Origin of the sequence: Methanolobus vulcani (genome assembly GCF_006546655.1) — an archaeon.
Lineage (GTDB): Archaea > Halobacteriota > Methanosarcinia > Methanosarcinales > Methanosarcinaceae > Methanolobus > Methanolobus vulcani_A.
In genome coordinates, this window is sequence record NZ_VIAQ01000015.1 from 170,088 (window position 1) to 195,248 (window position 25,161).

Below are 25,161 nucleotides of genomic sequence, written 5' to 3' on the forward strand. Positions count from 1 at the left end.
TAATTTTACGAATGTAGGTTATTATGTTAATATGATTCTCTATAAGGCAAGTACATTTGATTTCAATAAAGTAAAATTGATATACAATAATTATTATTTCCAGTAATGCTTATACGCTATGACAGGAGCAAAACATATGTTACCAAAACCTGTAAAAAAAGCTGATGGGAACGATATATCTCTATTTTCTGACAAACCGTTAACAGCTATTTACAGGAACAGAACTGAAATAGCCGATCTTCTTACAAATTACTTCGGTTCAGCTCTCGGTAAGAATGAACTATGTACTTTTTTCACAACGGGTTCCATCGATCATGATGAACTAAGAGCGATCTTCAGTGAAAGAGGAATGGATATCCAGCCGTATATACAGTCCTCACAATTTGAACTTATTAATATAGGCCCTTCGATTTTCAATGACCCTGAGTTCCTCTCTGAAAATATGAAGGATATCCTTGGCTGTAAACAGGAACATGCAGTTGCCAATGGTTTTTCAGGGTGCCGGATAAACATCGACCTTTGTGATGTTGAAGGGCAGGTTTTCTCATGTATCAATAATTGCAGGGAATGTATTGAGAGTCTTGTTTGTGGAAATGATGCAAATGTCATGTGCAGTTGTCCTATGGATGCATTTTCAGCACATGAGATATTTGAGATGATGGACAGGAGGGAAAGTTTCATTCTGAAGACGGATGACAGATGGGTTTTCCTGAAGGACCTGTTAAGCAACAAATACAGGAAGCACCTTCGCTACACGCCGGAAATGATGAGACAGATAGGTGAAGAGAGATCGGTCTACAGGAACAGTCCTGTGGTAGCGATCATGTGGGAGGACAAAGAGTTACATCCTGTAAAGCAGGTTTCAGAGAACATCTCTATATTCGGTTATTCCATGGACGACTTCAGCTCAGAAAAGCTCCATTATAAGGATATCATACATCCTGAGGACCGTAAAGGCTACTTTGCCGGTCTGCAGGAATGTATTAAAAATGGACATAAAGAGTTCAACAGGGAATATAGGATAATAGGCAGTACCGGTCAGGTGCACTGGGTGAATGAACGCTCAATGATAGGGCATGGACACAATGGTATAAAATATCGTGACCAGGGCATTATTGTTGATATCACTGATAAGAGGATTGCTGAAGAAGCCTTGCAGAGATCGGAACAGAAATTCAAGATGATCTTTGATAACTCCAATGATTCTATCTTGATGATAGATTATGAAGGTCACTTCCTTGAAGTGAATCATGTCGCTCATGAGCAATTGGGTTACATGCGCAGTGAAATGCTTCAAATGAGGGTTCATGATATCTGCTCCTCCGAACAGAGTGTAGTTCTTGGAGAGATGAGGACCAGGGTCCTCAGCGAAGAACATTCCATTTTTGAGGCTGAATTTGTCAGGAAGGACGGGACTTTATTACCTGTAGAAATAAATGCAAGTGTTCTTGAATACGATGGAAATGACGTGATACTTGTCATAGCCCGTGACATCACCGAGCGCAAAAAAGCTGAAATGATGCTCGTCGAGGCAAAATATGATGCCGAGGCTGCCAACAGATCAAAGAGTGAGTTTGTGGCAAATATGAGCCATGAACTGAGAACTCCGTTAAATGCTGTTATAGGTTTTTCGGATGTAATGCTTGAAGGGGCGTGTGGAGCGCTTGAAGAAAGGCAGGAAAAGTACATCCGGAATATATCCACTGCCGGTAATCATTTACTGGACATGATCAATGATATCCTTGATCTTTCAAAGGTGGAAGCCGGAAAAATGATACTGCATCCGGAAGAATTCCCTGTCAGGGATGCACTTGATGAAGTAATTATGCTGTTGAATCAACTGGCATCGAAGAAGGATCTGGAACTGATCACTGATGTAAAACCCTGCAATATCCAGATAAATGCTGACAAGAGCAAGATAAAACAGATATTGTATAATCTGATAAGCAACGCTATTAAGTTCACACCCGAAAGGGGTTCTATCATGATCAAGGTACGATCATGGACCGATAGTGTTGTTTTCTTTGTAAAGGATTCAGGGATTGGCATCTCAAAGGTAAATCAGGGGAAATTATTCCAGCCTTTCAGCCAGATCGACTCTGCCTCTACCAGGCGTTACGCAGGCACCGGACTTGGTCTGGTCCTGACGAAAAGATTTGTGGAAATGCACGGTGGGGAAATATGGGTTGATAGCGAAGAAGGCGCAGGGAGCACCTTTGGTTTCAACATTCAGATGAGTGGGCCCGTATCCGGGATAGAGGATGAGGGACAGGATGACTGCAAAATTACCGATAACAATCTCACTTCAGGTCAGGATCTGATCGGACAGGATGCCATCGGTGATGTTGAAATAATGGCTTCTGACAATTCTACTGAAGATGCACCACTTATACTTGTAGTGGATAATGATGTTAAGTGCAGTGAATTGTTAACTCTCACTCTGACAACAGCAGGATACAGGGTCATATGTGCCTATAACGGGTACGATGCACTTGACCTGGCAAGGACTCTGAGGCCATTTGCCATAACTCTTGGTATCGTTTTACCCGATATGGACGGATGGGAGACATTGGAGCATCTTAAATTTGATGCGGTTACATGCAACATCCCTGTGATCATGGTCTCGGTGCTCGACGAGGTGAAAAGATCAGCAGAATTGGGTGCAATCGCTCACCTGACCAAACCTGTGGATAAGACGAGGCTGTTCGAGATACTCTCGGAATATGAGAGATCATTGGATAGAAGGGGACCAACATCATTCCCTGAATGCGAGATGTTGCAATGAGCAGGCACCAAGACTGTCAACCAATCAAAGATATGCAGTTATTTTCTCAATTATGATATTCTCCATTACTTCGGGATACCAAGTTTTGAACACAACTGTTTTAGGTCCTTTGTGTTAAGGACATCATCAGGTTCAACCCATGCTCTTCTAGCCATATTGATCCCAAATTCAATGTTGTCCAGATGGTCGATTGCATGAGTATCCGTGTTGATTGCAAGCATCACACCACGCTCTTTTGCACGCTTTGCGTTAATATCGTCCAGGTCAAGTCTCCACGGGGATGAATTGATCTCAAGGACCTTATCATTGTCCTTTGCGGTTGCGATCACCTTCTCAATATCAACATCATAAGCAGGACGTTTACCGAACTTCCTTCCAGTGGGATGGGCCAGTATATCAACGTGTTCGTTCTCAAGGGCAGAGACTATTCTCTTTGTCATCTTTTTCCTGTCCTGATCAAGTCCCGCATGGACTGCGACAATCACAATATCAAGTTGTTCGAGCAGGTTATTGCTGTAATCCAGCTTACCATCTGCCCTGATATCACACTCGGTTCCAGAGAGTATCCTTATCCCATCGTATTTTTCGTTGAGTTTATCAATAGCATTGATATGTTCAAGCAATCTCTTATCTGACAGGCCGTTGGCCACACCTGTTGAGTGTGAGTGGTCGGTTATTGCGATATACTCATATCCTCTCAAAATGGCAGCATCTACAATTTCTTCAATAGTATTAGCACCGTCACTCCAGGTAGAATGTACGTGAAGGTCACCTTTAATGTCCTTTCTTTCGATTAGCTGTGGAAGTTTTCCTCTAAGAGCAGCTTCGACTTCGCCTCTGTCCTCCCTTAGTTCAGGTGGCAGGTATTCAAGTCCAAGATTCTCATAAAGGTCTTCTTCACTGCTGAATTTTGTGAGATTACCTGTACTTTCATCAGTTAGTCCATATTCATTCAGGCTGTATCCTTTTGAGATTGCAAGCTTTCTCAGGTGGATGTTGTGTTCCTTTGAACCTGTAAAATGTTGCAGCATGGAACCATAGGAATCCCTGCTTACAATCCTAAGGTCAACGTGGAAATTTCCGGGATAAATGATGGCTGCTTTAGCTGTTCCTGATTCCAGTACTTCTTCCACCTTTTCCATTCCGGTAAAATAGCTGATTGCTTTCTCCGGTTCTTTGGAGATTGCTATAAGATCAATATCACCAACAGTGTCCTGTTTTCGTCGCAGGCTTCCAGCAATTGCCACCTTCTCTATATCAGGACATAAGTCCAGAAAATCCACAATTTCCGTGGCTATCTCCTTTGCCAGCACGTAAGGATGTCTTCCGTGGTTTTTGTCTTCTTTTTGTCTTGCAATGGAGCGCAGTATTTTCTCTTCCTGCTTTTCTCCCATGCGTGGAAGTCTTCGTATTCTGTGTTCCCTTGCAGCCCTGCTGAGTTCATCAACTGTCTGCACACCAAGTTTTTCATAGAACAGTCTTGCAGTTTTAGGACCTATTCCGGGGATGTTCATTATTTCTATAATTCCTGCGGGAATCTCATCCATTGTTTTTTCATAGGCTTCAAAAGTTCCTGTTTCAAGCATTTCCACGATCTTGCTTTCGAGTATCTTGCCTATACCTGGAATATCTTCGATGCTTCCTTCTTTATGAATCACCTGAAGCTCCTCGTCAAGTCCTTTGATTGTGCGTGCTGCATTTGTGTAGGCTCGTGTCTTGAACTGGTTTTCGCCTTTGAATTCAAGCATTTTTGCCATATGGTTGAACTTTTCAGCTATCCGGATATTGTCCATGTTATCCCGTTGGATCAGTTTTCCTTCTTTCTTTTGATGGCGTCTTCCACGGCTTTTTTGTGTATGTCGCCGGATTCGTGTATGCCGCCCATTCCGCCTCTTACAGCCCTGCATGGGTATTGCTGTATCAGAAGTCCGGCTTTTGCAGGTGCATCTTCCACTTTTGTTCCCACAAGATCTTTTGCCATGTGCCATGTGCTTCCACAGGGTGCCCCGCATAATACTTTGACCGAACTGATTATACCTTTATCGATGTCAACTTCAAGTTCAGGTATTGACAGGTATTTGCAGAGTTCTTCCGTTTCAGGTTTTGCTTCAAGAGTGCAGCAAATGTCTTCTACTTCTATGAGCATTCCATATTTTGTTGCTATTCCCTCTAGTTCCACAACTGGTGCTTTTGAAGCACCTCCGGGAATTATCAGGGCTTTAACACCTGCTTTTCCTGCCATGTGGGCTATTGCAACTGTGAGGTCGGGGTGAAGGGAATAAGTTATCACGATGTTGGAATCAAAAACTGATGCATCTATGTTGAGTCCTTCCAGGAATTCCTCGGGCTCGTCTATAAAATCGGGCAAAAGTTCAGGAACTGCTGTTTGAACGACTTTAAGGTCAGTTTTTGAGAGGATGGTCTCAATGAGCCTGTTTCCGTATTTTCCTCTGGTGATTACTCCGATGGTGGTCATTTTTCTCTCTAAAAAGGTTACTTCCTTTGCATATATGCCTGCCGGATATGCGGTGTTGGGCAATTAAGGTGAGACGTGTGTATTTATTCAACCGATTAGTATATTTAGTAGGATAAAACATATTCTCATGAGGTTTTGATTATGGACGAATACGACCCCAATAAAGTTTATTTCAGGTGCAATGCTTGTGAGTTCTTATTTATGGAAGACCCTTCCCTGTTTCCGGTGAGGTGTCCACAGTGCAGCAGTGAGAATGTTTCAAGGACCTGAACTTAAGTTCTGTTTGTCCTCTGGAACAAATTCTAAATAGTATTCCTTTGCTTTCATTGTTGATGTCAATGAAAGGTAAACTAATTACTCTGGAAGGTATCGACGGTTCCGGTAAGTCCACAATGACGGAGCGGCTGCGCTCAAATCCTGATTTTAAGGATTTTGTTTTCACCAGGGAGCCAACAACCGGCTGGATCGGCGATGCTGTAAACCGTGCCATCCATTCGGATACTGATAACCTTGCAGAGCTTTTGCTTTTCACCGCAGACCATGCGGAACATATTTCAAAACTCATCCTGCCTGCACTTGAGAGCGGCCAGAATGTTATCTCTGACAGGTATTCAGGAAGCAGGTATGCATATCAGGCTGTAACACTTAAAGGCAAATTCCCTGAGCCAATGGAATGGATTCAGCAAATACACCACGGATGGACAGTTGATCCTGACCTGACAGTCCTTTTTGATATTGACCCGAAGATATCAGTAGAGAGGTGTGGTAACCGTGGTGAGCAGACCAAATTTGAGAAGATAGATTTCCTTGAGGAAGTAAGGGCAAATTACCTGAAGCTTGCAGAAGCGCATCCTGAGAGGTTTGTTATTATCAACACCGACAGGCCGGTGGATGAGATTGAGAAGGATGTTCTGGATGCGATATTCTCTTTACTAGAAAATAAATAAGGATTGAGAATTGAAATCTCTTTTTTCCTTGTTTTTTGGATTATTTTGTGCTGTTATTTGAGCTTCAAGCAGCTTTTCCACCAAGCAAACCAACTATAGCTCCAAAACCAGTAGTGACAATATTCTCACAAATAGATAGTACATTATTTTGAGCTTCTGTGAGTTCAGGATATGTGAAAGCAATATACAAATTTGTAATGAATGCCAGCACTGTAGCTACGGATACTGCAACGAATGCTACTTTAAATGTCGGTGAAAGTGAGATATTCCCATTTCCTTGAGTACCAAGGGTGTCTGACATCTTATCTTTATAAATTGAAGATGCCTTTAGAGTTATTTTTGAATCATCCTTCTGGACGATATCTGTTTGTTTCAGTGGGCTACGAAACGATTCTAATACAATATTCGGTATTAAAGACAAATTACCCATGCTCTCACATTTAATAATTTGTTTGCAGGATTATATATTTATCCAGACAAAAGTTGCTTAGGTGAGCAGGGTATTCGATAGAAATTAGTTTCTGGTAAAATAGCTGAATGAAGTGAAAAAAGGAGTAACCAGTATCGGTTACTCAAGTCCGTTCTCATCAGCGAATTTGATGAGAGCTTCTCCAAGGGTTCTTGTGTATTTAGGGTTAAGATTGAAACGTGACTTTTTCTGTCCGCCTCTTTCCTTTGCGATCTCTATGTATTCGTTCTCGTATCTCTCGCTTGTTGCAAGTGTGATGGTCAGGAACCAGCCTGCTCCCATCTTTATTTCTCCGTAGTTCTCGCCTATATCTACTATTTCTTCATTGTCTGCCATGATTACACCGATAATTAAAATTTGAATTGAAATTTAAATCTGAATTCAATAATGTAATTGAACTTAAGTTCACATTATTTTTATTCGTATATAATATTACTCTGAAATCTCTGTAAAAAGTGTGTTTGGTTGCAGTATTTGGTTTACTGCCTGACCATTTCCAGTGGAATTGATCCGTTATGCAGGGCAGTTGCCACAAGTGCGCCCTTTATTCCGATATCTTCCAGTATCTTAATGTCTTCCACGTTGCTTACACCGCCACCCAGAAGCACATTATGCCTTGAGATTGAAACGATTTTACTTAAGAATTGTGAATCTACGCCGCTTGATGTGCCCACCCTGTCAAGATCGAGGATTATGATGTCAGCAAGGTCGTAGTCATTGAGTAGTTCTACTATCTTGAACGGGTCTTCAGGCAGTTCGGGGTCGTTGGTGAGTATCTTGCCGTGCTTTTTGTCAATACTGACACTGATTCTTCCGGGGTAAAGGGAACTAGCTTCTTTTATAGTTTCAAGTGAGGCGGTTTCGGTTCCGAGGATGACGGTCTGTACGATTTCCATCACGTCTTCGGTTTCTGAGACTGATGTTACGCCGGGGTCGAGCATTACTTTTGCTGATTCTGAGACTGCCTGTATGATATCGAAGTTCTTTTCTCTCTTGCCTATTTTCTCAAGCAGGTTGAGGTCTGCGATGTAGACTTCTGCTGGTTTTACGGTGTCTTCTATCTGTTTTGCATCGGATGTATTGCATATATGACTTGAAAAGTGGATGGGCTTGTATTCACTACGAGTGCCGCCCTGTGCATGGACTATTGTCCGGTTGAATATATCAAGAACGAAGATGATACGAAACATATATAATTGATACATCTGTCATGCTATAAAAAAGAGGTTAATAATATGAAGTTACTTATAAGTCCGATCAACCCAGAAGAAGCAGTTGCAGCATACGAAGGCGGTGCTGACATTGTTGACGTGAAGAATCCTAAAGAAGGTTCACTCGGTGCAAACTTCCCGTGGATTATAAGTGCTGTGAAGGAATCCATTAATTCCGGAAAGCCTATCAGCGCAACGATCGGCGACTTTAATTTCAAACCGGGAACTGCATCCCTTGCAGCTCTTGGCGCGGCAGTTGCTGGTGCAGATTACATCAAGGTAGGTCTTTTTGATGTCCAGACCGAGGAACAGGCACTTGAGATGCTTACCAATATCACAAAATCAGTAAAGAGCTACGATGCTGAGAAGAAGGTTGTTGCATCAGGTTACTCTGATTACGAGCGTATCAATTCAATCAACCCACAGCTCCTCCCTGCAATCGGTGCAAAGGCAGGCGTTGATGTTGTGATGGTCGATACAGGTATCAAGGACGGACGCTCAACCTTTGAGTTCATGACCGAGGAAGAGCTTACTCAGTTTACAACAGCTATCCGCAAGGAAGGACTTCTTTCCGCACTTGCCGGAACCCTCAAGTTCGAGGACCTCCCTGCTCTGAGGCGCATCGACCCTGACATCATCGGTGTTCGCGGCATGGTCTGCGGCGGCGACAGGTCATCCGTCATTAAGGCAGAACTTGTCGAGAAACTAAGGAATGAGATGTAACTTCGGTTACTTCTTACTTTATTTTTTGATTTTTGTTTGTATTTTTCAGCTTTTTTACGCTCCAGCCTTGCTATTGTTATGAGATAGATGGTTGGTGGATTGTAATTGCACGGACTGTGATTTATTCCTGAATAGAACAGGGATATTTTATAAATGCCCGATTAAATCCTTCCGATTAGTCAATGTTAATAGAAAATATTCTTCCAAGAACGCTTAATGAACCAAGGAATAACTATAGAGAACTTCGATAAACACATTGTCTCTCCGTCAACATATCAATTAATTATAAATAATTATTAAATAAATTAAGGATCATGGTTGACTTAACTGATTTTGCTCTAAACGAAGAATATAAGCGACTTCAATCTATTGGAGACAAGCTTGCTGAAATCGAATCACTGATTGACTGGAAACTTTTTCGTCCAATCTTAGAATCAATGTATAAGAATAGAACAGCTTCAGGCGGTAGGCCTGAAGCTGATGTCCTTGTGATGTTAAAAATGCTTGTTCTGCAACAATGGCATGGACTTTCTGATGCTGAACTTGAAAGACAATGCATTGATAGAATATCCTTTAGGAAATTTCTGGGATTTCCAGAATATGTACCAGACAGTACAACTGTTTGGTCATTCAGGAAAAGAATTTCTGACAACGATAAAGAGAGCAAAATATGGAATGAAATGCAGAGACAACTTGATGTTCTTGGATTGAAGATCAAAAAGGGGATGATTCAGGATGCCACTTTCATTCATTCCAACCCAGGTCATGCTAAAGCCGATAAGCCCAGAGGAGAAGATGCTAATACATCAAGAAGCAAAGATGGAGATTGGGCTAAAAAAGGTGGTAAATCCCATTTTGGATATAAATTCCATACAATTGTAGATAAGGATTATCTACTAATCAGAAGATTTCAAACAACAACTGCATCAGTGCATGATTCACAAGTTGATCTATCTGAAAAAGGAGAAGTTGTCTATAGGGATAAAGGATACTTTGGAGCAGCTGCAAAAGGTTTTGCAGCAACAATGCAAAGAGCTGTAAGAGGACATCCATTAGGAATAGCAGATATTCTTAGAAATGAACGGATAAGTGTGCAGAGAGTCCCATGTGAAAGAGTATATGCAGTAACAAAAGAAGTGTTCAAAGCAGGAAAAGTGCTTGTTACAACTGTAGAAAGAGTGAATGTAAAAATGTTAATGACGGCTTTTTCTTTTAACTTGCATCAATTGAGGACGCTAAAAAAGAAAGGAACTATTTAGGATAGCGGATGCTATCCTAGATAATCACGAAAATAAGGGAAAAAGAGCAAAATCCAGAAAATGTAGTATGAATTTAGGTCAGAATTATCTAATGACTTAAAAAATACAGGGTTAATCTGAATCCTCTATATGATTGGATTATTGAAGGAATTGATGTTACATGTCCAAAGAAACCCCATAATAAAGTCTCAGCCCAACGTTAATGATGTTGATTCTTGCTTCATACCTCGCCCTAGCGGGCACAAGTCCACAAGCTCACCCCACCTGAGCGGCGGTGCATAATGCCATATTCTTAATATTCAAAGCAGCATTCAAGTCCCTGTCATGAACAGTACCACACTCAGGACATGACCATTCACGAACACTTAGGGGCATATTCTCTTTTTTATAACCACAATTGCTGCATGTCTTACTGCTTGGTTCAAATTTATCTATTCTCAGAACGGTTTTACCGTTCCATTCTGCTTTATATTCAAGTTGCTTGCCAAACTCAAACCATGATACATCACTGATTGCTTGTGCAAGATGATGGTTCTGCTGCATATCCCTAATATTCAAATCTTCAATAGCTACCGCTTGGTTCTCGCTTATGAGCCTGTGTGACACTTTATGCAGAAAATCACGTCTTTGGTTTGCTATCTTTTCGTGAAGTCTGGCAAGTTGCTGTACTGCTTTCTTTCTATTGTTTGAGCCCTTCTTTTTTCTAGAAAGTCTACGATTCAAGACCTTCACACGTTCAATATTTTTCAGAAGGTGTTTTGGGTTATCGATCTTCTCACCGTTTGACAGGGTGGCAAAGTGAGTCAGACCAACATCTATACCGATAGTTGAATCTGCGTCATATGGTTGTTTTGCAGGCGTTTCTAACCCATCATGAACTGTAATGGAGACAAAGTATTTCCCTGCATTCCGTGATATTGTAATTGTTTTAGGAGTACCTCCAAATGTCCTGTGGTACCGGCATTCTACGTTGCCTATTTTAGGTAGTTTTAGATATCCTGCATCGAAATCTACTGTGTACCCCTGATGAAACTGGAATGATTGTCTCGCATTTTTCTTTGACTTGAATCGAGGGAACCCTGAAAAATGTGGATCCTTCTTTAGTTCCCTGAAGAAATTATCATATGCTATATCCAGATTAATCAGGGTACGAATCAGAGGTATCGACATTACTTCTTTCAACCACAGATGCTCATGCTTAAGTTCGTGTACCATCTTAAGCTCAAGTTCATAATGTGAAAGTGACTGCCTTGTTTTCTCATAACAAAATATCTTAGTTTGAAGTCCCCAATTATAGATAAACCTACATGCATTAAATTGCTTCTCGAAGAACTCTTTCTGTTCTTTTGTTGGGTACAGGCGGTACTTGTAGGCTTTCAACATTTTTACAAACTCATCTAAAATATTCTGTTTTCTTTTCCCATTTGCAGTTAGAACATATATGTCTATGTGTCCGGTGAGATTTCCTGACGACCAGACGAACACAGCGAGGGTAAGGCTTTGGATTTTCCAAATGATTAGCAACAAGGCAAAGACTATATCCTTTTTGTTTTGCAATTTCCCGAAGATAGGCCAGCTTTCCCATGTTGCTTGCCGAGGTAATCTTCCTGCTAATCCTTTCTTCTCCATGGGTCATAAGGATGTAACCTGCTTTTCGTCCACTCCCGAAAACCCCAGAAACGTTAAATCATACTTCTGCTGAATATATTATAAATGAAGACCATCGATTCCGTAATTACAGGATACCCTGAGGTGACAGCTTGAGTGAAGAGATCACTATAAAAGTAGGTCAGGCTTATCCAAGGGATGCGGGCTGCTTGTTAAACTGAAAAAAGAGATGGCATTTCTTAGGTTTTTGTGAATCATATTTTCTTTAATATGGTACGTTACCTACTTTGTGTATCATGTATGTTACACTAAATCCGTTGTGTACCATATAACCTCAAATTTGGTACGCTACCTATTTTGTGTATCATTCATGTTACACTAACTCATTTGTGCATCATAGAGATTCAAATTTGGTATGCTACTTGTTTACCCATATAGATATCATACGTCTTCAGTGATATCCATCAGCCTTCTAAAAGAATAAACTGCAGGCCGCCTACCACTGCCTTGACGGATTGTGGTAATTATGTCATTATTAGACATTTCTTTTAATATACGTACAGCAGTCATTTTTGGAATAGCTGAATTATTCGTAAACATTGTTGTATTAAATATCGGTGTTGAAAAAATAGTGTCTATTGCAGAGATCGAATACTGTGAACGAGTAATCTCCGGGACTGTTTCTTTCATTTCATTATAAAGATGAAGAATTTTACTCGCTTTGTCGCAGTTATCCTGTGACTGCTCATTCAATGCGGTTAGAAAAAAAGATATCCAACTGTTCCAATCTTCATTTTCAGAAATACCCTGAAGTGCATCGTAATAAGCATCCCTGTTCTTTTCAAGGTAGGAACTCAAATAAAAAGCAGGTTTTGATATCAAACCTTTTGAATAAAGTATAAGAGGAATTAGCATTCTTCCAATCCTGCCATTACCATCTCTAAATGGATGAATTAGTTCAAATTGTCCCTTTAAAACAGCAAGCTGGACTAGAGGGTCTTTATCGTCACTATGGAGATAATTCTCCCATTCAGAAAGTGCATCTGGAATTCTGGTTGAGCTTGGTGGTATGAAAGTAGCTTCTTCTATCGGTGAGCCCGGGGAAGCTATATAATTTTGAATGCGTCTGATGTCACCAGGTTCTTTATCTCTTCCGCGCACGTTCGTGAGTAAGATCTTGTGAAGTGTACGGATCATGTTAAAATGAATTGGTTTTTCTTCTAACAATGATTCAGCTCTTAAAAGTGCTTTACGATAATTAAGAACCTCATGTATATCATCTCTTCTTTCAAAAAGCCCTGTTTCGTTAGGATCAGCTTCGTATTCAAATACATCTTCAACAGAAGCCTGTGTTCCTTCTATTCTTGAAGAAGAGACCGCTTCCTTTGTAATAAGGGGTGAAAGAAGGACATTTGGATTTACGATTCCTCGCATGATTCCATCGTATCTTGCAAGTGAAGCATTTGCTTTTCCTATTAAACTGACATGTGCAGCCCAGTCGATACAGTCTAATGGTAGTTCCATGGGCTCATAAGGTTCCAGCATTGTGAATCACGCACATCTTTATTATCTTATAATTTATTAAAGTTAGTAATTGTCCGGATTATTTTACAGAATGTCTTTTTCTTTGTCAAATGCTAAAATCTTCGACTCCTCCCCGAAAACCCCATAAACCGTTAAGCCACATCTCTACTGAACACATAAATAAACAAAGATTCTGGATTCCATTATTACAGGAATCCATGACCTAACAGCTCATTCATTCTTCTGTAAAATGAAGAACGTATAACCATATTCGTCCGGGTACACTCTGAAGAGCTTAATCTCTCTTCTGTTAAACTCAAGTATCATTTCTGCCTCGGTGTTTCCTTTATAGTTATCACTGATTTTATCGACTCTTTTTTCCAGATTGGCGTAAAAATCATACCATGTAGAAGCTGGCAGTTTAAAGCTGTCAATGAGATCATATCCTACTGCCATGATAACTTTTTCAGTATCAGCTATGCTCTTGATATCAGGATAACAATCCTGCCAGAATTGAACTACTTCCGAAGAAGGCTCATCCGTGAACCATGTACTTTCTGTCAGTGCCACGTAACCTCCTTCCTTTAGAAACTGTTTCCAGTAGCTAAGTCCTTTTTCAAAACCAATGACAAAAATGGAGCCCTCTGCCCAGATAACATCAAATTCCCCGTTTTCAAACGGAAGATCGTCCATAGAAGCACAAACTGTGCTAATCCTGTCATCAACTCCTTCTTTAACTGCATTTTCCATCAGTTTATCCAGAAAAGGCTGGTAAATGTCAGTTGCAGTGATGTGACATTCCTTGCAGATCTTCGCAAGGTGTATTGTCTGCATACCCACACCACAACCAATGTCAAGGATCTTAGTGCCTGCAGGGAGGGAAGAAAGCAAATTAAAGGCTTTTTCAGTACATTCATTACTGCCGGGTCCCTGTCTGGGTAACCCGTCAAAAATCTCAAAAATTGGTGATTCTGCCATAAAACTCTCACAGAGATAATTGATTAAATCTGTTGTGGTATCCTGACAGTGAGTACGTATTCATCAATATTTTCCTTAAAATTCTTCAAGCTTCTCTCAGTTAGGATTCCGGTTTAATCATATTTGCTTCTCAATATCTCCAACTTCTCTTCTGAAATATCCTCGGTGGTCAAACCAAAAAGTAGTCTGTCATGCCATTTACCATTTTTCGACCAATATCTCTTTTGTTGTCCCTCTGGCTTAAAACCTGCTTTGATCATTGTTTTTTCAGAACCAATATTTCCTTCTGCACAATCCCCCGTGATTCTGAATGCGCTAAGTACACTAAAAGCAAAATATGTCAGAAACTCACAAGCAGCACTGCCATACCCTTTTCTCCATTGAGTGTCATCGATCTGATATCCTATGAGATAGTTTCCATTTGTGAATTCTATTGGTAACAATGCACATTGGCCAATAAACACACCCGAATCCTTTTCCCTGATTGTGAATACATGCATATCCGGTATATTGTTCGCTTTTAATGATTCACTGATCGAATTGATCAATGGTGAAAAATAAGCTAATGTATCCTCTTCTTTGTTTGGTCCGAAAAACAGATATTCACATACATTCTGTTTTGCGAGCATCGATGCTATATCACTTAAGTCTGCTTCTGTACAATAGCTATAAACAATATTACCGCAGTTCCATTTTCGCTTCATTTTTGCCCACCAATTTAAAAATCATTCCGCATTTTTTATTGTGAGTTATAGAGGGATATGACTTGCTTTTAATAAAGTGCTCGTTTTCTTAGATCTGATACATTTTCAGAAAATTCCTGATCATTTGATAACTACGAATTATGTATTGCTTCACACTCCTGAAAATCCCAGAAACGTTAAATCATACCTCTGCTGAATATATTATAAATGAAGATCATTGATACCGTAATTACAGGAAACTCAGAGGTGATAGCTTGAGTGAAGAGATTACTGTAAAAGTAGGTCAGGCTTATCCAAGGGATGCAGGCAGGGGAATTGCCAGGCTCGATAAGACTCTCATGCAGAAGGTCGGTGCTATAAGTGGCGATATAATCGAGATCAAGAGCAAGGAGAAATGCTACGCAATAGTCTGGCCGGGCTATCTAGAAGATGCAGGCAAGGACATAGTACGCATAGACGGCAACCTGCGTAATAACGCCAAAGTTGGTATCGATGATTCAGTGACACTCAAAAAAGTGCAGGTCGTGGAAGCAGAAGCTCTCACCCTTGCACCAACCAGGGAAACCCACCTCGTGGGCGGAGCACGTTTCATACTCAGGATTCTGGAAGGCCGTCCGGTTGCAAAAGGACAGAACATCCGTGTCGAGACAGTGAACAACCCTATCTCTTTTGTCGTACTCTCTACCAAGCCATCGGGTCCGGTGGTAGTGACCCGCAACACCCAGATAAATCTGCGTGAGAAAGCAGCCATAGCAGAATCAGCTGCAGGTCAGGTCACGTATGAGGACATCGGAGGTCTGCAGCGTGAACTCGGACTTGTGCGTGAGATGATAGAACTCCCGCTAAAGCACCCGGAACTATTCAACAAACTTGGCGTCGACCCTCCAAAAGGAGTCTTGCTCTTCGGTCCTCCCGGAACCGGAAAGACTATGATAGCAAGGGCAGTTGCCAGCGAAACCGATGCCAATTTCATATCCGTAAGCGGACCTGAGATAGTTTCCAAATACTACGGTGAAAGCGAGCAGAAGCTCCGTGAGATATTCGAGGAAGCCCAGCGTAACGCCCCAACTATCATTTTCGTTGATGAGATAGATTCCATAGCTCCAAAACGAGATGAGGTAGTCGGGGAAATGGAGCGCAGAATAGTTGCTCAGCTACTCTCACTCATGGACGGACTTGCATCCAGAGGCAAGGTCATAGTCATAGCAGCCACCAACCGCCCCAATTCTATTGATGAAGCCCTGCGTCGTGGAGGAAGATTTGACCGTGAGATAGAGGTCGGAATCCCGGATTCAGACGGAAGGCTGCAAATCCTCTATGTTCATACAAGGGGGATGCCTCTTGAAAAAGACTTGGAGCTAAAGGAAATAGCCGCAGTAACCCACGGTTTTGTAGGTGCTGACCTATCATCCCTGTGTAAAGAGGCTGCAATGCACGCCCTCAGGAGATTGCTCCCTGAACTTAAGATTGATGACGTTGAAGACGAAATTCCGCCGGAGTTCATGGAAAAGCTGGAAGTCACCAGAAAGGACTTCGATGAAGCTCTGAAAAATATCGAGCCATCGGCCATGCGTGAGGTTTTCGTGGAAGTCCCTCATGTGAAATGGGATGACATCGGCGGCCTTGATGGAGCAAAACAGGAACTTGCAGAAGCAGTAGAATGGCCTCTGAAATATCCTGCCCTCTTTGAAACCGTGAACACAAAACCACCAAGGGGAATCATGCTCTTTGGTCCTCCGGGAACCGGAAAGACCATGCTCGCAAAAGCTGTTGCAACAGAAAGTGAGGCAAACTTCATCAGTATCAAAGGACCGGAACTCCTCAGCCGCTACGTTGGAGAATCCGAACGTGCAGTGCGTGAAACTTTCCGCAAGGCAAGGCAGGCTGCACCAACAATAGTATTCTTCGATGAGATTGATTCAATGGCATCAGAACGTGGTTCAAGTACCGATGCACATGCAACCGAACGTGTTGTAAGCCAGATTCTCACAGAGATAGATGGTGTTGAGGAACTCAAGGACGTAGTGATAATCGCAGCCACTAACCGTCCTGATATTGTAGATCCTGCGCTTCTGCGCCCAGGAAGATTCGACCGCCTGATATACGTCCGTCCTCCTGACAAACAGAGCCGCGAAAAGATATTCAATATCCACCTTGCCGATAAGCCGCTTGCAAAAGACGTGGACGTGGAAGAGCTTGCAGAAATTACAGAAGGTTACGTTGGTGCTGACCTCGAGTCCATCTGTCGTGAAGCTTCAATGCTGGCTCTGCGTGAAGTAATCACTCCGGGTCTCAGTCAGGAAGAAGCTCTGAAAAAAGCAGAAGGTATCAAGATTACATATGATCATTTTCTCAAAGCCAAAAGTCGTGTGAAGCCAACAACATCTCGCAGCGCCATGACATTCTACGAGCAGGCTGCTGAATCATTTGCCAGGTATGCTGCAAACGAGGAAGAAAAGGATATTGATGAAAGGGCGTATCAGTAAGGAATCAACAAGAAAAGAAGTCAAATATATTAATTAAATTAAAAAAAATCAAAAAACAAAAAGGGACAATCAGAGTCCCTTCTTATTTTCTTCTAGTTTTGGTGCATCTTCATGCATCACATTTTCCTCGCTGGCAAGAACAAACTTGCTGACCATTTCCTGCATTGAAACAGCCATGCCTGCAAGTTCCTGGGAACTCTGTGCCAGTTCGTGCATGGAAGCGTTCTGCTGTTCCACGGATGCGGAAGTCTGCTCGGTTCCGGCTGCTGTCTCTTGGGATATAGATGTAACATCCTCGATAGAAGCAGTGATCTCCTCAATGCTGGCAGACTGCTCCTGTGCAGCAGCAGCAATGTTCTGGACCATTTCAGAAACCTTGATGGAACCATCAACGATTTCCCTCATGGCAGTGACAGTTTCATTAAGTGCAGCCACGCCTTCATGTACAGTAGTGTTTCCTCTCTCAACTGAATCAACCACTACGTTAGTCTCAACCTGAATCTCATTGATCAGATCGGATATCTGGCTTGCCGCTTTTCCTGATTCCTCTGCAAGCTTACGAACTTCGTCAGCCACAACAGCAAAGCCTCTTCCGTGCTCTCCTGCACGTGCGGCTTCAATTGCAGCATTAAGAGCAAGCAGGTTTGTCTGGTCTGCAATATTGGTTATGAGAATGACAATCTCACCTATCATCTTGGATTTTGATTCAAGTTCCTTGATAGCATCAAAAGATTCTATGGAACTTTTCTGGATATCTTCCATCTGTTTTACCAGTTCCTCAGATCTGTCACCAACACCCTTTGTCTTTTCACTTGATTCCATAGCGATCTCGGCAGATACCTGTGCATTTGTAGCAATGTCCTGAACACTAAGTGACATATCACTCATTGCACGGGCAATATCATCAGCCTTTGCAGACTGTTCATTTGCTCCAAAAGCAATTTCCCCTACAGTTTTTGAAACATCCTCCGATGTTGCAGTAACTTCTTCAATTGCAGCAGACATCTGTTCGGATGTACTTGCAATAACATTCGAGTTCCTGCTGATGTCAGTGATAATGCCAGTCATCGTTTGCATGATCTCATTGAGTCCACGTGGGATTGCCTCAAAGTCAATACCAACATCAGTCTCTGCCTTTCTGTTAAGCTTTCCTTCAAGTGCATCGGTTGATATCTTTTCGAAATCATCAACTATGTTCTCTATAGGTTTTGTGATAGAACGTGCTATAAGATATGCAATTCCTGCCATTGCAATAATTGCAATAATAGAGACAATAATCAGTTGATTCCTGAGTTCCATTGCACCTGCAAACATTTCTTCTTCAGGTACTGTGAGAACAAATGCAAAATCAGCAGTTTCAACCGGGCTGTATATCATTACAACATCTTTTCCTGTTGTAGGGTCAGTAACCTCAATATGGCCGCCAATTCCGTTTTCAATGTCCTCTGCCATTTTATCGATTTCAGGATTATTGAGGTCTGCAAGAGTTGTGGTGCCTATCCAGTCTTTCTCAGTTGGATGTGACATAAACAAGCCTGTGTTACTGACCATGAATGCATAGCCTGTATCAAAGATGCTGACCTTTGAAACTTCATCATCTATATAATTAAGAGAAACGTCAACACCGGCAATTCCTGCGAAATCTCCATCTTTAATTATCGGAGAAAGGTAGCTTATCATCATAACCCCGTCATACATGAAAGGTTCAAGTATAACATCCTGTTTCAGGGTTTTAGGAAGCTGGTAGTATTCATCTGTATCATAACCGGCAAGCGGATCAAGAGCAACAGAACCACCGATTCTGCTCCAGTAAGGAACAAATCTTCCTGTAGAGTCATGTCCCTGATCATTTACATAGTCTGAATCTTTTCCGTCAAATGCATTGGGTTCATATGCAACATACGTACCCAGAAGTCCCGGATTTTCTTCGAGCAGCTTCTCAAGGATGGAGTTTACTTCATCCCTGTTGCCCGTATCATAGTTTTCCATGGTTGTAGCCATGGTTTGAGCCAGCATATGATTTGATTTCATATCACTATCATAGTAATATGCATAACTTCCGGCAACGCTTTCAGCTTCAGAGAAAGCCATGGTTATTTCCTGTTCTGTGACCTTTTCAACAGTCACATAGGTGCTAATAGTCATCAATATGATGACACTGGTAACGATGTATAAGAGAAGTTTATTTCTTATATTCATTTTTTGAAAATTCATACTTATTCCTTTATTTTCTTTTTTTGAACAGTGCAACACCGTCACACAATATATAATTAGTAAATTTAATATATATAATTTTTACGATATTTCTAATGTACATTATGTCGCCGCTGGGTTGTTTCCTAAATGAATTATAAATGTTATTAAAAACAAAATATATATACACCTCCAATTTATTTCCTGATTTGAGTTTGAATTTGTTTTCATTTTTTGTAGTTTCAGGCATTTAATATCCGCATAACTGCTCCTTTTTTGCACAGTTGTGCCACCCTCTCACCCCTTTCTATCATCATAAATCATTATTATTTGCATTGCGATTCAGTTAATATGACAATGTATATATAATTTAAAATATATGTATTACTTATATACAATTAATTGCTGTTTGCTCATTATTTGAACATGAAATTTGGCTAATTAACAAGTGAAAGAGTTCCTTCATACACGAGCGAACGCACAATTGAAAATATTAATAAATTTTAGGGAGTTTTAATATATGCTGGATGATTTTAAAACAAAGTTGGAAGAAATGAAACTAAAACATATCCTTGCAGGTTCATTTGCAATCTTGCTATTGCTCACTGTTTTTGTTGGTTACATTGGCTATAGTGGAATGCAGGGTGTTGATGACAGGGTTGTCAAAGCAGATGACATGAACCGTCTGGTCAAATACATGAAAGACGCTCGTTTTTCAGAAGCAACATATCAGTTGACTTTTGATTCAGAGTATGCCGATGAAGTAGATCAACACGTTGCTGAGATAGTGGCGCAGACTGAATCATCTAAAGAATTATTTACTGATCCTGTAAACGATCAGCAAATGGATGATGTAAAAGTGGCTGCTTTGAACTATCAGGCAGCTTTTAACAACTATGTAGAACTCGAAGAACAGAAGGAAGACGCAGAACAGGCTCTTGTTGCCCAGGGATTAGTCCTTGGAGGCCTTATGAATGATCTAATGGAAAGTCAGAATGAAGACTATATCCAGGCACTTGAGCAGAATGCAGGAACTGTAGTTCTTGAAGAGGAATTCGAAAATATAGAACTCATTAATGAAATGAATCAATTGAACCTTGAGTCCCGTGGTGAAAGGTTGCGTTTCATGTTACATGTTGACCAGCAATATGCAAACAATGTCAATGACATTATGGACGAGATCATAGCAAACGCAGAAACTCTTGACTCAATATTCCAGACTCAGGAAGATAAGGAAGCTGTAGAGGCAATAATTGCAGCAGCAACAACCTACAAAGCTGATTTTAATGCTTATGTATCATATTCAGAACAGCAGGTAGAAGCAAGCGAAGCCATGCATGAAGCAGCGCTTGAGGTAGAATCCATCACAGGGGGAGCCCGTGCAGACCAGAAGGCCAAGATGGAAGATGAAATAACAAGTTCAACCGTGATTATGGTAGTATCTATCCTTGTTGCTTTGATTCTTGGAATTATCATGGCTGCTTTCCTTATTAAGATGATAACAAGGTCAGTTAATGTTGTGGTAGATGCAGCTAACAGGGTTGCAGACGGTGATCTTACCCTTGAGCTTCAGGACGCTGCTGACAACGAGCTGGGACAGCTTTCCAATGCTATTAAGAAAATGGTTGGAAACCTGACAAGTCTCCTGGGTGATGTACAGATGGGTGCTTCAAAAGTAGCTTCCACAGCAGAAGAGATATCCGCATCTTCTGAAGAAGTCACTGCAACTTCATCCCAGATATCTGAAACCGTAAACGAGATATCAAACGGTGCACAGATCCAGTCTGCAAAGGCAATGGATGTTTCCACTGCAATGAATGATATGTCAATAAGCGTTCAGGACATTGCTGCCAATGCCCAGAATGCAGCTCAGAATGCAGGCATGGCAAGTGAAACAATCCGCGAAATAGGTAACGAATCCGAAAAACTTCTGGTACAGATGGATGAGATCCAGAATGCTGTATCAGCTTCTGCAAATGTAATCCGCAATCTTGACGGCAAGTCAAAACAGATTGGAGAAATCGTTAACCTGATTACTTCCATTGCTGACCAGACAAACCTTCTTGCACTCAATGCAGCAATTGAGGCAGCACGTGCAGGTGAGCATGGAAAGGGATTTGCAGTTGTCGCAGATGAGGTTAGAAAACTTGCAGAAGATTCTAGCAGTGCAGCTCAGGAAATTGCACTGCTTATTCAGGAGATCCAGAATGGAAGTCATGAAGCTGCAGATGCAATGGACAAGGGTACTGACAAGGTATCTGTTGGTGCACAGGCTCTGAAAGATACTGTGGAAGCTGTAAGGTCAATTGTTGCAGGAAGTGAGGAAATTGCCAGGATGGCACAGGAAATCGCAGCCGCTGCTGAAGAACAGGCAGCCAGCATTGAGGAAGTAACAGCATCTGTGGAAGAAGTGTCTTCAGTTTCCGAGCAGTCTGCAGCCGGTACCGAACAGGCATCAGCATCCGTGCAGGAACAAACAGCCTCCATGCAGGAACTATCAGCATCTGCACAGCAGCTTGCAGAACTGGCACAGATTCTGACCCAGGGAGCAGCAAAATTCAGGCTTAATTAAGCCTTAAAATAGTATAATCAAATGCAGCATTATTTGTCATGCTGCATTTTATTTTTTAATTTTCAGAGTGATTAACGATTTTTAAAATTAGAATCTTTTATTTCTTGAGACTCTTTATTTGGAAGATTAATTTTTCCCTGTTGAAATCACCTTTCTGGATAACTCCTGCTATGTTCTTGTTCAGTATTTCCAGATCCTCTTTCTCAAGGTATTTTGCCGTACAGACTATAATGGGTATATCATGGCTTTCTTCATTACTCTTCAACGTCTTGATTACATCAAAACCAGTGACATTTGGCATCATCAGGTCTAGTAGTATGGCATCAGGATGCTCTCTCTGTGTAATATCAATAGCTTCCTGTCCTCCAAAAGCCGGAGTAACTTCAAAGTTAGTACCTTCAAGCATCTCTTCTATCATTTCAACGGCAATTTTCTCATCGTCCACAACAAGCAGATGGAATGGAGAGTCTTTTCTGTCTTTTCGTATCCTTTCCAGTGTAGCGATAAGTGTTTTCTTATCAATAGGCTTAATGAAATGTTCCTCTGCCCCCAGTGCAGTTCCAATTTCTCTTTCATCAAGCATAGTGGTGATAATAACAGGAATATCCTTTGTTTTCCCATTGTTCTTCAGTTTGTTCAGTACTTCCCACCCATCCATTCCAGGCATCATTATGTCAAGAGTGATGGCAATAGGCTGCATCTTCTCTGCAAGCTCAAGTGCTTCCTGCCCACGGGATGTGGACACTACCCGGTAGCCTGAGGATTTCAGAGTCTCTTCCAGAAGTTCTCTGGAAGAATCCTCATCTTCAACAACCAGTATGAGTTCCTCATCTCCTTCACTGTTTTCAGGGTTCACGTATGCGGTATCTGCTGAAGTTTCGTCATTATCGATTTCCACAGTATTTTTTACTGTATCATTATCTTTATTTTCTTTTTCTCTTGGATCTTCTTTAATAGCAAGATCAAATATGAATTTAGTACCTTTTCCAGGTTCACTTTCAACTTCCAGAGTACCATTATGAAGCTCAACGAATTTCTTTACAAGGGTAAGGCCAAGGCCGCTTCCCTCGTACTGCCTGTTTTCAGCTGAATCCAGTTGAGTAAAAGGAGTGAATAGTTTCTTCATGTCCTCGCTGGAAATTCCAATGCCGGAGTCCTGCACAGAGAACCTTACCATGTTCCCTGCATTTTCTACCTTCACGTCTATTGTTCCGCCTTTCGGTGTGAATTTGACTGCATTGCTCAGGAGGTTATAAAGTATCTGTTTCAGTTTTGTCTTGTCAGCATAGACCTTTCCGATAGTCTCTTCTTTTGTATAGGTAATCTCAATATTCTTTTTGCCTGCAAGACTTGACATAAGTTGCCTGACTTCCATAAGCACATCTTCCACAGGGAAACCTTCAGGATGTAATTCCATCTTTCCGGCTTCTATCTTTGAAAGGTCAAGCACGTTGTTGATCAGAGATAGCAGGTGTTTTCCGCTCGTGGATATATTTGAAAGATACTTTTCTTGCCTGGGTGATGTTTCTCCCACATTTCCTTCTAACATGAGATCTGAGAATCCAATTATGGAATTAAGTGGGGTGCGCAGTTCATGGCTCATTGTTGCAAGGAAATCGCTTTTTGCGCGATTTGCTGATTCCGCCATAATTTTTGCATGCATTAAATCTTTCTCAGTTTCCTTGATCTTACTCAGATCTACGAAACTTTCTATTAAATATGAATTATCACCGATGGATATCGATACAACGGATTTGAGGATTGGTATTCTTTCTCCCTCTGAATTGATAAGCACACGTTCTGAGCAGTGAACTGTTTCTCCACGGTCATTGATGGGGCATTTTCCATTTTCTGCAGGACAAACAAATTCATGACACAACTTGCCTATGATCTCTTCCTTAGGAAGCCCAATTGTTTCTGCGGCAACCGGATTTACGTCAGTGATGTTATGTGTCTTTTCATCAATGATAAGAACACCACTAATAATATTGTTAATTATGGATTCCAGTCTTTTCCTGCTTAAAGCTTCAGCCTGCTGGATATTGTTTTCTTTGTTTTCCAGACTCTGAAGCATAAAATTGATATTTCCTGCAAGGTCTGCCAGTTCATCATCTCCACTCATCGTAACACGTGAAGACAGTGTTCCTTCCGTGGTAATATCTTTCAGGTTGCTGTTTAGCGTAGCCAGACGTGACAATACATATTTTTCAAGTGAGAATATCATTACGCTGCTGTAAACAATACCCAGTATCAGAATTGAATATAAAAGGTACTTTTCAGCAGTCTTTCCTTGCTGGTATATTGTTCTTGTCATTTCAACTTCAAGTTCATAAACTGGATTTCCATTGATGTCATTTAGCAAGTTTGTTCCTATGACAGAATCCTGATTTAGGTATTCTATATTTGTCGTTTTGTTTTCAAGGGAACTAATATCCCCTGATGAAGCAGGAAGTATGTTGATATGTAATTTTGTAGTTTCTTCTATCTCGGTTATCAAAGCATCATCAAGGTATCTTGCAATTATGAGGGTACCACCAATATTTTCCCCCCCGTCCGTAATAGGATAGCTTGCTATCAGCAGTGGACCTTCTGATGTACTGATGATTCCACTTTCATAAGCTGGATTTGAAAGACTGGAGAACAGGTTGTCATTGGATTCAATGGTTTCAATGATATCATCAGCAACTTCTGTTTTTTCTTCGGCGAGTATATCTGCGCTTTCAATGTAGTAAAGTTGCTTATCATTGTCGTAGAAAAGCATCATGTTAATTTCAAGGTTTACAAGGGCACCTGTGACTATATTAAGATCTATGTATTCCTCATTTTCTCCTTTTATAAAGTAATACGTATCTTCCCAATATCCCCAATCAGCCGCTATGTTTTCCATTTGATTGATATGAACATCAATAGCTTCTGTTGCTCTGTCCACATTTTTGGCAACTTCTTCTTCTTCAAGTTGCTGAAAGCTATTTCCTATTATCTGTCCGGCACTAAGTGTCAAAAGGATCATCAGCAATACGAACGTGAATCCAAAAATAGCAAGAGTTTTATTCCTTATGTTCATCCTTTTTCCCAATTCAAATGATATTGTTCTCAATCATAGTATATTTCTATTTTTATTTATTCTTGTTATGATTAATATAATTAATGAGAACAGGCTCAGTTATTTTGTATCTGTACTAAAAACTACCAAAAATACTTTAACCACATCACACCCATTTATATA

18 protein-coding genes are annotated in these 25,161 nt (G+C 41.0%); 7 read left to right on the plus strand and 11 right to left on the minus strand.

The genetic code is table 11. The features are described 5' to 3' along the window. Positions 1–136: 136 nt before the first annotated feature. Positions 137–2,785 (plus strand): PAS domain S-box protein, encoded by a 2,649-nt coding sequence (locus FKV42_RS08190; protein ID WP_196214092.1) that lies wholly within the window; start codon positions 137–139, stop codon positions 2,783–2,785. Positions 2,786–2,850: 65 nt separating this feature from the next. Here the strand turns inward: FKV42_RS08190 and polX are convergent, their stop codons facing one another. Together polX and FKV42_RS08200 are read right to left on the minus strand one after the other, a co-directional pair. Beyond that, entirely contained in the window at positions 2,851–4,578 is a 1,728-nt protein-coding gene (gene polX, locus FKV42_RS08195) for a DNA polymerase/3'-5' exonuclease PolX (RefSeq protein WP_154809744.1), read from the minus strand. Between the two features lie 14 nt (positions 4,579–4,592). After that, complete coding sequence (locus tag FKV42_RS08200) at positions 4,593–5,261, minus strand: DUF166 domain-containing protein (RefSeq protein WP_154809745.1); 669 nt, start codon at positions 5,259–5,261, stop codon at positions 4,593–4,595. 141 nt (positions 5,262–5,402) lie between these two features. On the opposite strand from FKV42_RS08200, the gene FKV42_RS14215 reads away from it, so the two are divergent. Further along, complete coding sequence (locus FKV42_RS14215) at positions 5,403–5,531, plus strand: hypothetical protein (RefSeq protein WP_268865971.1); 129 nt, start codon at positions 5,403–5,405, stop codon at positions 5,529–5,531. A 68-nt stretch (positions 5,532–5,599) separates the two neighbouring features. Then, positions 5,600–6,208 (plus strand): dTMP kinase, encoded by a 609-nt coding sequence (tmk, locus tag FKV42_RS08205; RefSeq protein ID WP_154810164.1) that lies wholly within the window; start codon positions 5,600–5,602, stop codon positions 6,206–6,208. A 64-nt stretch (positions 6,209–6,272) separates the two neighbouring features. Here the strand turns inward: tmk and FKV42_RS08210 are convergent, their stop codons facing one another. The 3 genes from FKV42_RS08210 to FKV42_RS08220 form a co-directional block, all read right to left on the minus strand. Continuing rightward, complete coding sequence (locus FKV42_RS08210) at positions 6,273–6,509, minus strand: hypothetical protein (protein ID WP_154809746.1); 237 nt, start codon at positions 6,507–6,509, stop codon at positions 6,273–6,275. 267 nt (positions 6,510–6,776) lie between these two features. After that, a complete protein-coding gene (locus FKV42_RS08215; protein WP_091709521.1) occupies positions 6,777–7,013 on the minus strand; it encodes a hypothetical protein in 237 nt (78 codons plus the stop codon). 143 nt (positions 7,014–7,156) lie between these two features. Then, entirely contained in the window at positions 7,157–7,867 is a 711-nt protein-coding gene (locus FKV42_RS08220; RefSeq protein ID WP_196214093.1) for a HisA/HisF-related TIM barrel protein, read from the minus strand. Between the two features lie 45 nt (positions 7,868–7,912). On the opposite strand from FKV42_RS08220, the gene FKV42_RS08225 reads away from it, so the two are divergent. Continuing rightward, positions 7,913–8,611: a (5-formylfuran-3-yl)methyl phosphate synthase gene (locus FKV42_RS08225; protein WP_154809748.1), complete on the plus strand. Its 699-nt coding sequence runs from the start codon at positions 7,913–7,915 to the stop codon at positions 8,609–8,611. 314 nt (positions 8,612–8,925) lie between these two features. Beyond that, complete coding sequence (locus FKV42_RS08230; RefSeq protein ID WP_154809749.1) at positions 8,926–9,870, plus strand: IS5 family transposase; 945 nt, start codon at positions 8,926–8,928, stop codon at positions 9,868–9,870. A gap of 255 nt (positions 9,871–10,125) precedes the next feature. On the opposite strand, the gene FKV42_RS08235 is transcribed toward FKV42_RS08230, so the two are convergent. From FKV42_RS08235 to FKV42_RS08255, 4 genes are all read right to left on the minus strand, one after another. Beyond that, complete coding sequence (locus FKV42_RS08235) at positions 10,126–11,499, minus strand: RNA-guided endonuclease TnpB family protein (protein WP_328287518.1); 1,374 nt, start codon at positions 11,497–11,499, stop codon at positions 10,126–10,128. Between the two features lie 420 nt (positions 11,500–11,919). Beyond that, positions 11,920–13,023: a Fic family protein gene (locus FKV42_RS08245; RefSeq protein ID WP_230375560.1), complete on the minus strand. Its 1,104-nt coding sequence runs from the start codon at positions 13,021–13,023 to the stop codon at positions 11,920–11,922. 210 nt (positions 13,024–13,233) lie between these two features. Then, positions 13,234–13,980, minus strand: coding sequence for a class I SAM-dependent methyltransferase (locus FKV42_RS08250; RefSeq protein ID WP_154809752.1), 747 nt, complete (start codon positions 13,978–13,980; stop codon positions 13,234–13,236). 113 nt (positions 13,981–14,093) lie between these two features. Continuing rightward, the gene (locus FKV42_RS08255) at positions 14,094–14,684 is read right to left on the minus strand and encodes a GNAT family N-acetyltransferase (protein WP_154809753.1); all 591 of its coding nucleotides are present in this window, start codon (positions 14,682–14,684) and stop codon (positions 14,094–14,096) included. A 254-nt stretch (positions 14,685–14,938) separates the two neighbouring features. On the opposite strand from FKV42_RS08255, the gene FKV42_RS08260 reads away from it, so the two are divergent. After that, a complete protein-coding gene (locus FKV42_RS08260; RefSeq protein ID WP_154809754.1) occupies positions 14,939–17,170 on the plus strand; it encodes a CDC48 family AAA ATPase in 2,232 nt (743 codons plus the stop codon). Between the two features lie 69 nt (positions 17,171–17,239). Here the strand turns inward: FKV42_RS08260 and FKV42_RS08265 are convergent, their stop codons facing one another. Beyond that, on the minus strand, positions 17,240–19,369 hold the full coding sequence (locus FKV42_RS08265) for a methyl-accepting chemotaxis protein (protein WP_230375561.1): 2,130 nt from the start codon (positions 19,367–19,369) through the stop codon (positions 17,240–17,242). A gap of 514 nt (positions 19,370–19,883) precedes the next feature. On the opposite strand from FKV42_RS08265, the gene FKV42_RS08270 reads away from it, so the two are divergent. Next, positions 19,884–21,935, plus strand: a complete 2,052-nt coding sequence (locus tag FKV42_RS08270) for a HAMP domain-containing methyl-accepting chemotaxis protein (protein ID WP_154809756.1) — start codon at positions 19,884–19,886, stop codon at positions 21,933–21,935. A 97-nt stretch (positions 21,936–22,032) separates the two neighbouring features. Here FKV42_RS08270 and FKV42_RS08275 read toward each other — a convergent pair whose 3' ends face one another. Further along, positions 22,033–24,999, minus strand: coding sequence for a response regulator (locus FKV42_RS08275; RefSeq protein ID WP_154809757.1), 2,967 nt, complete (start codon positions 24,997–24,999; stop codon positions 22,033–22,035). Between the last annotated feature and the right edge of the window lie 162 nt (positions 25,000–25,161).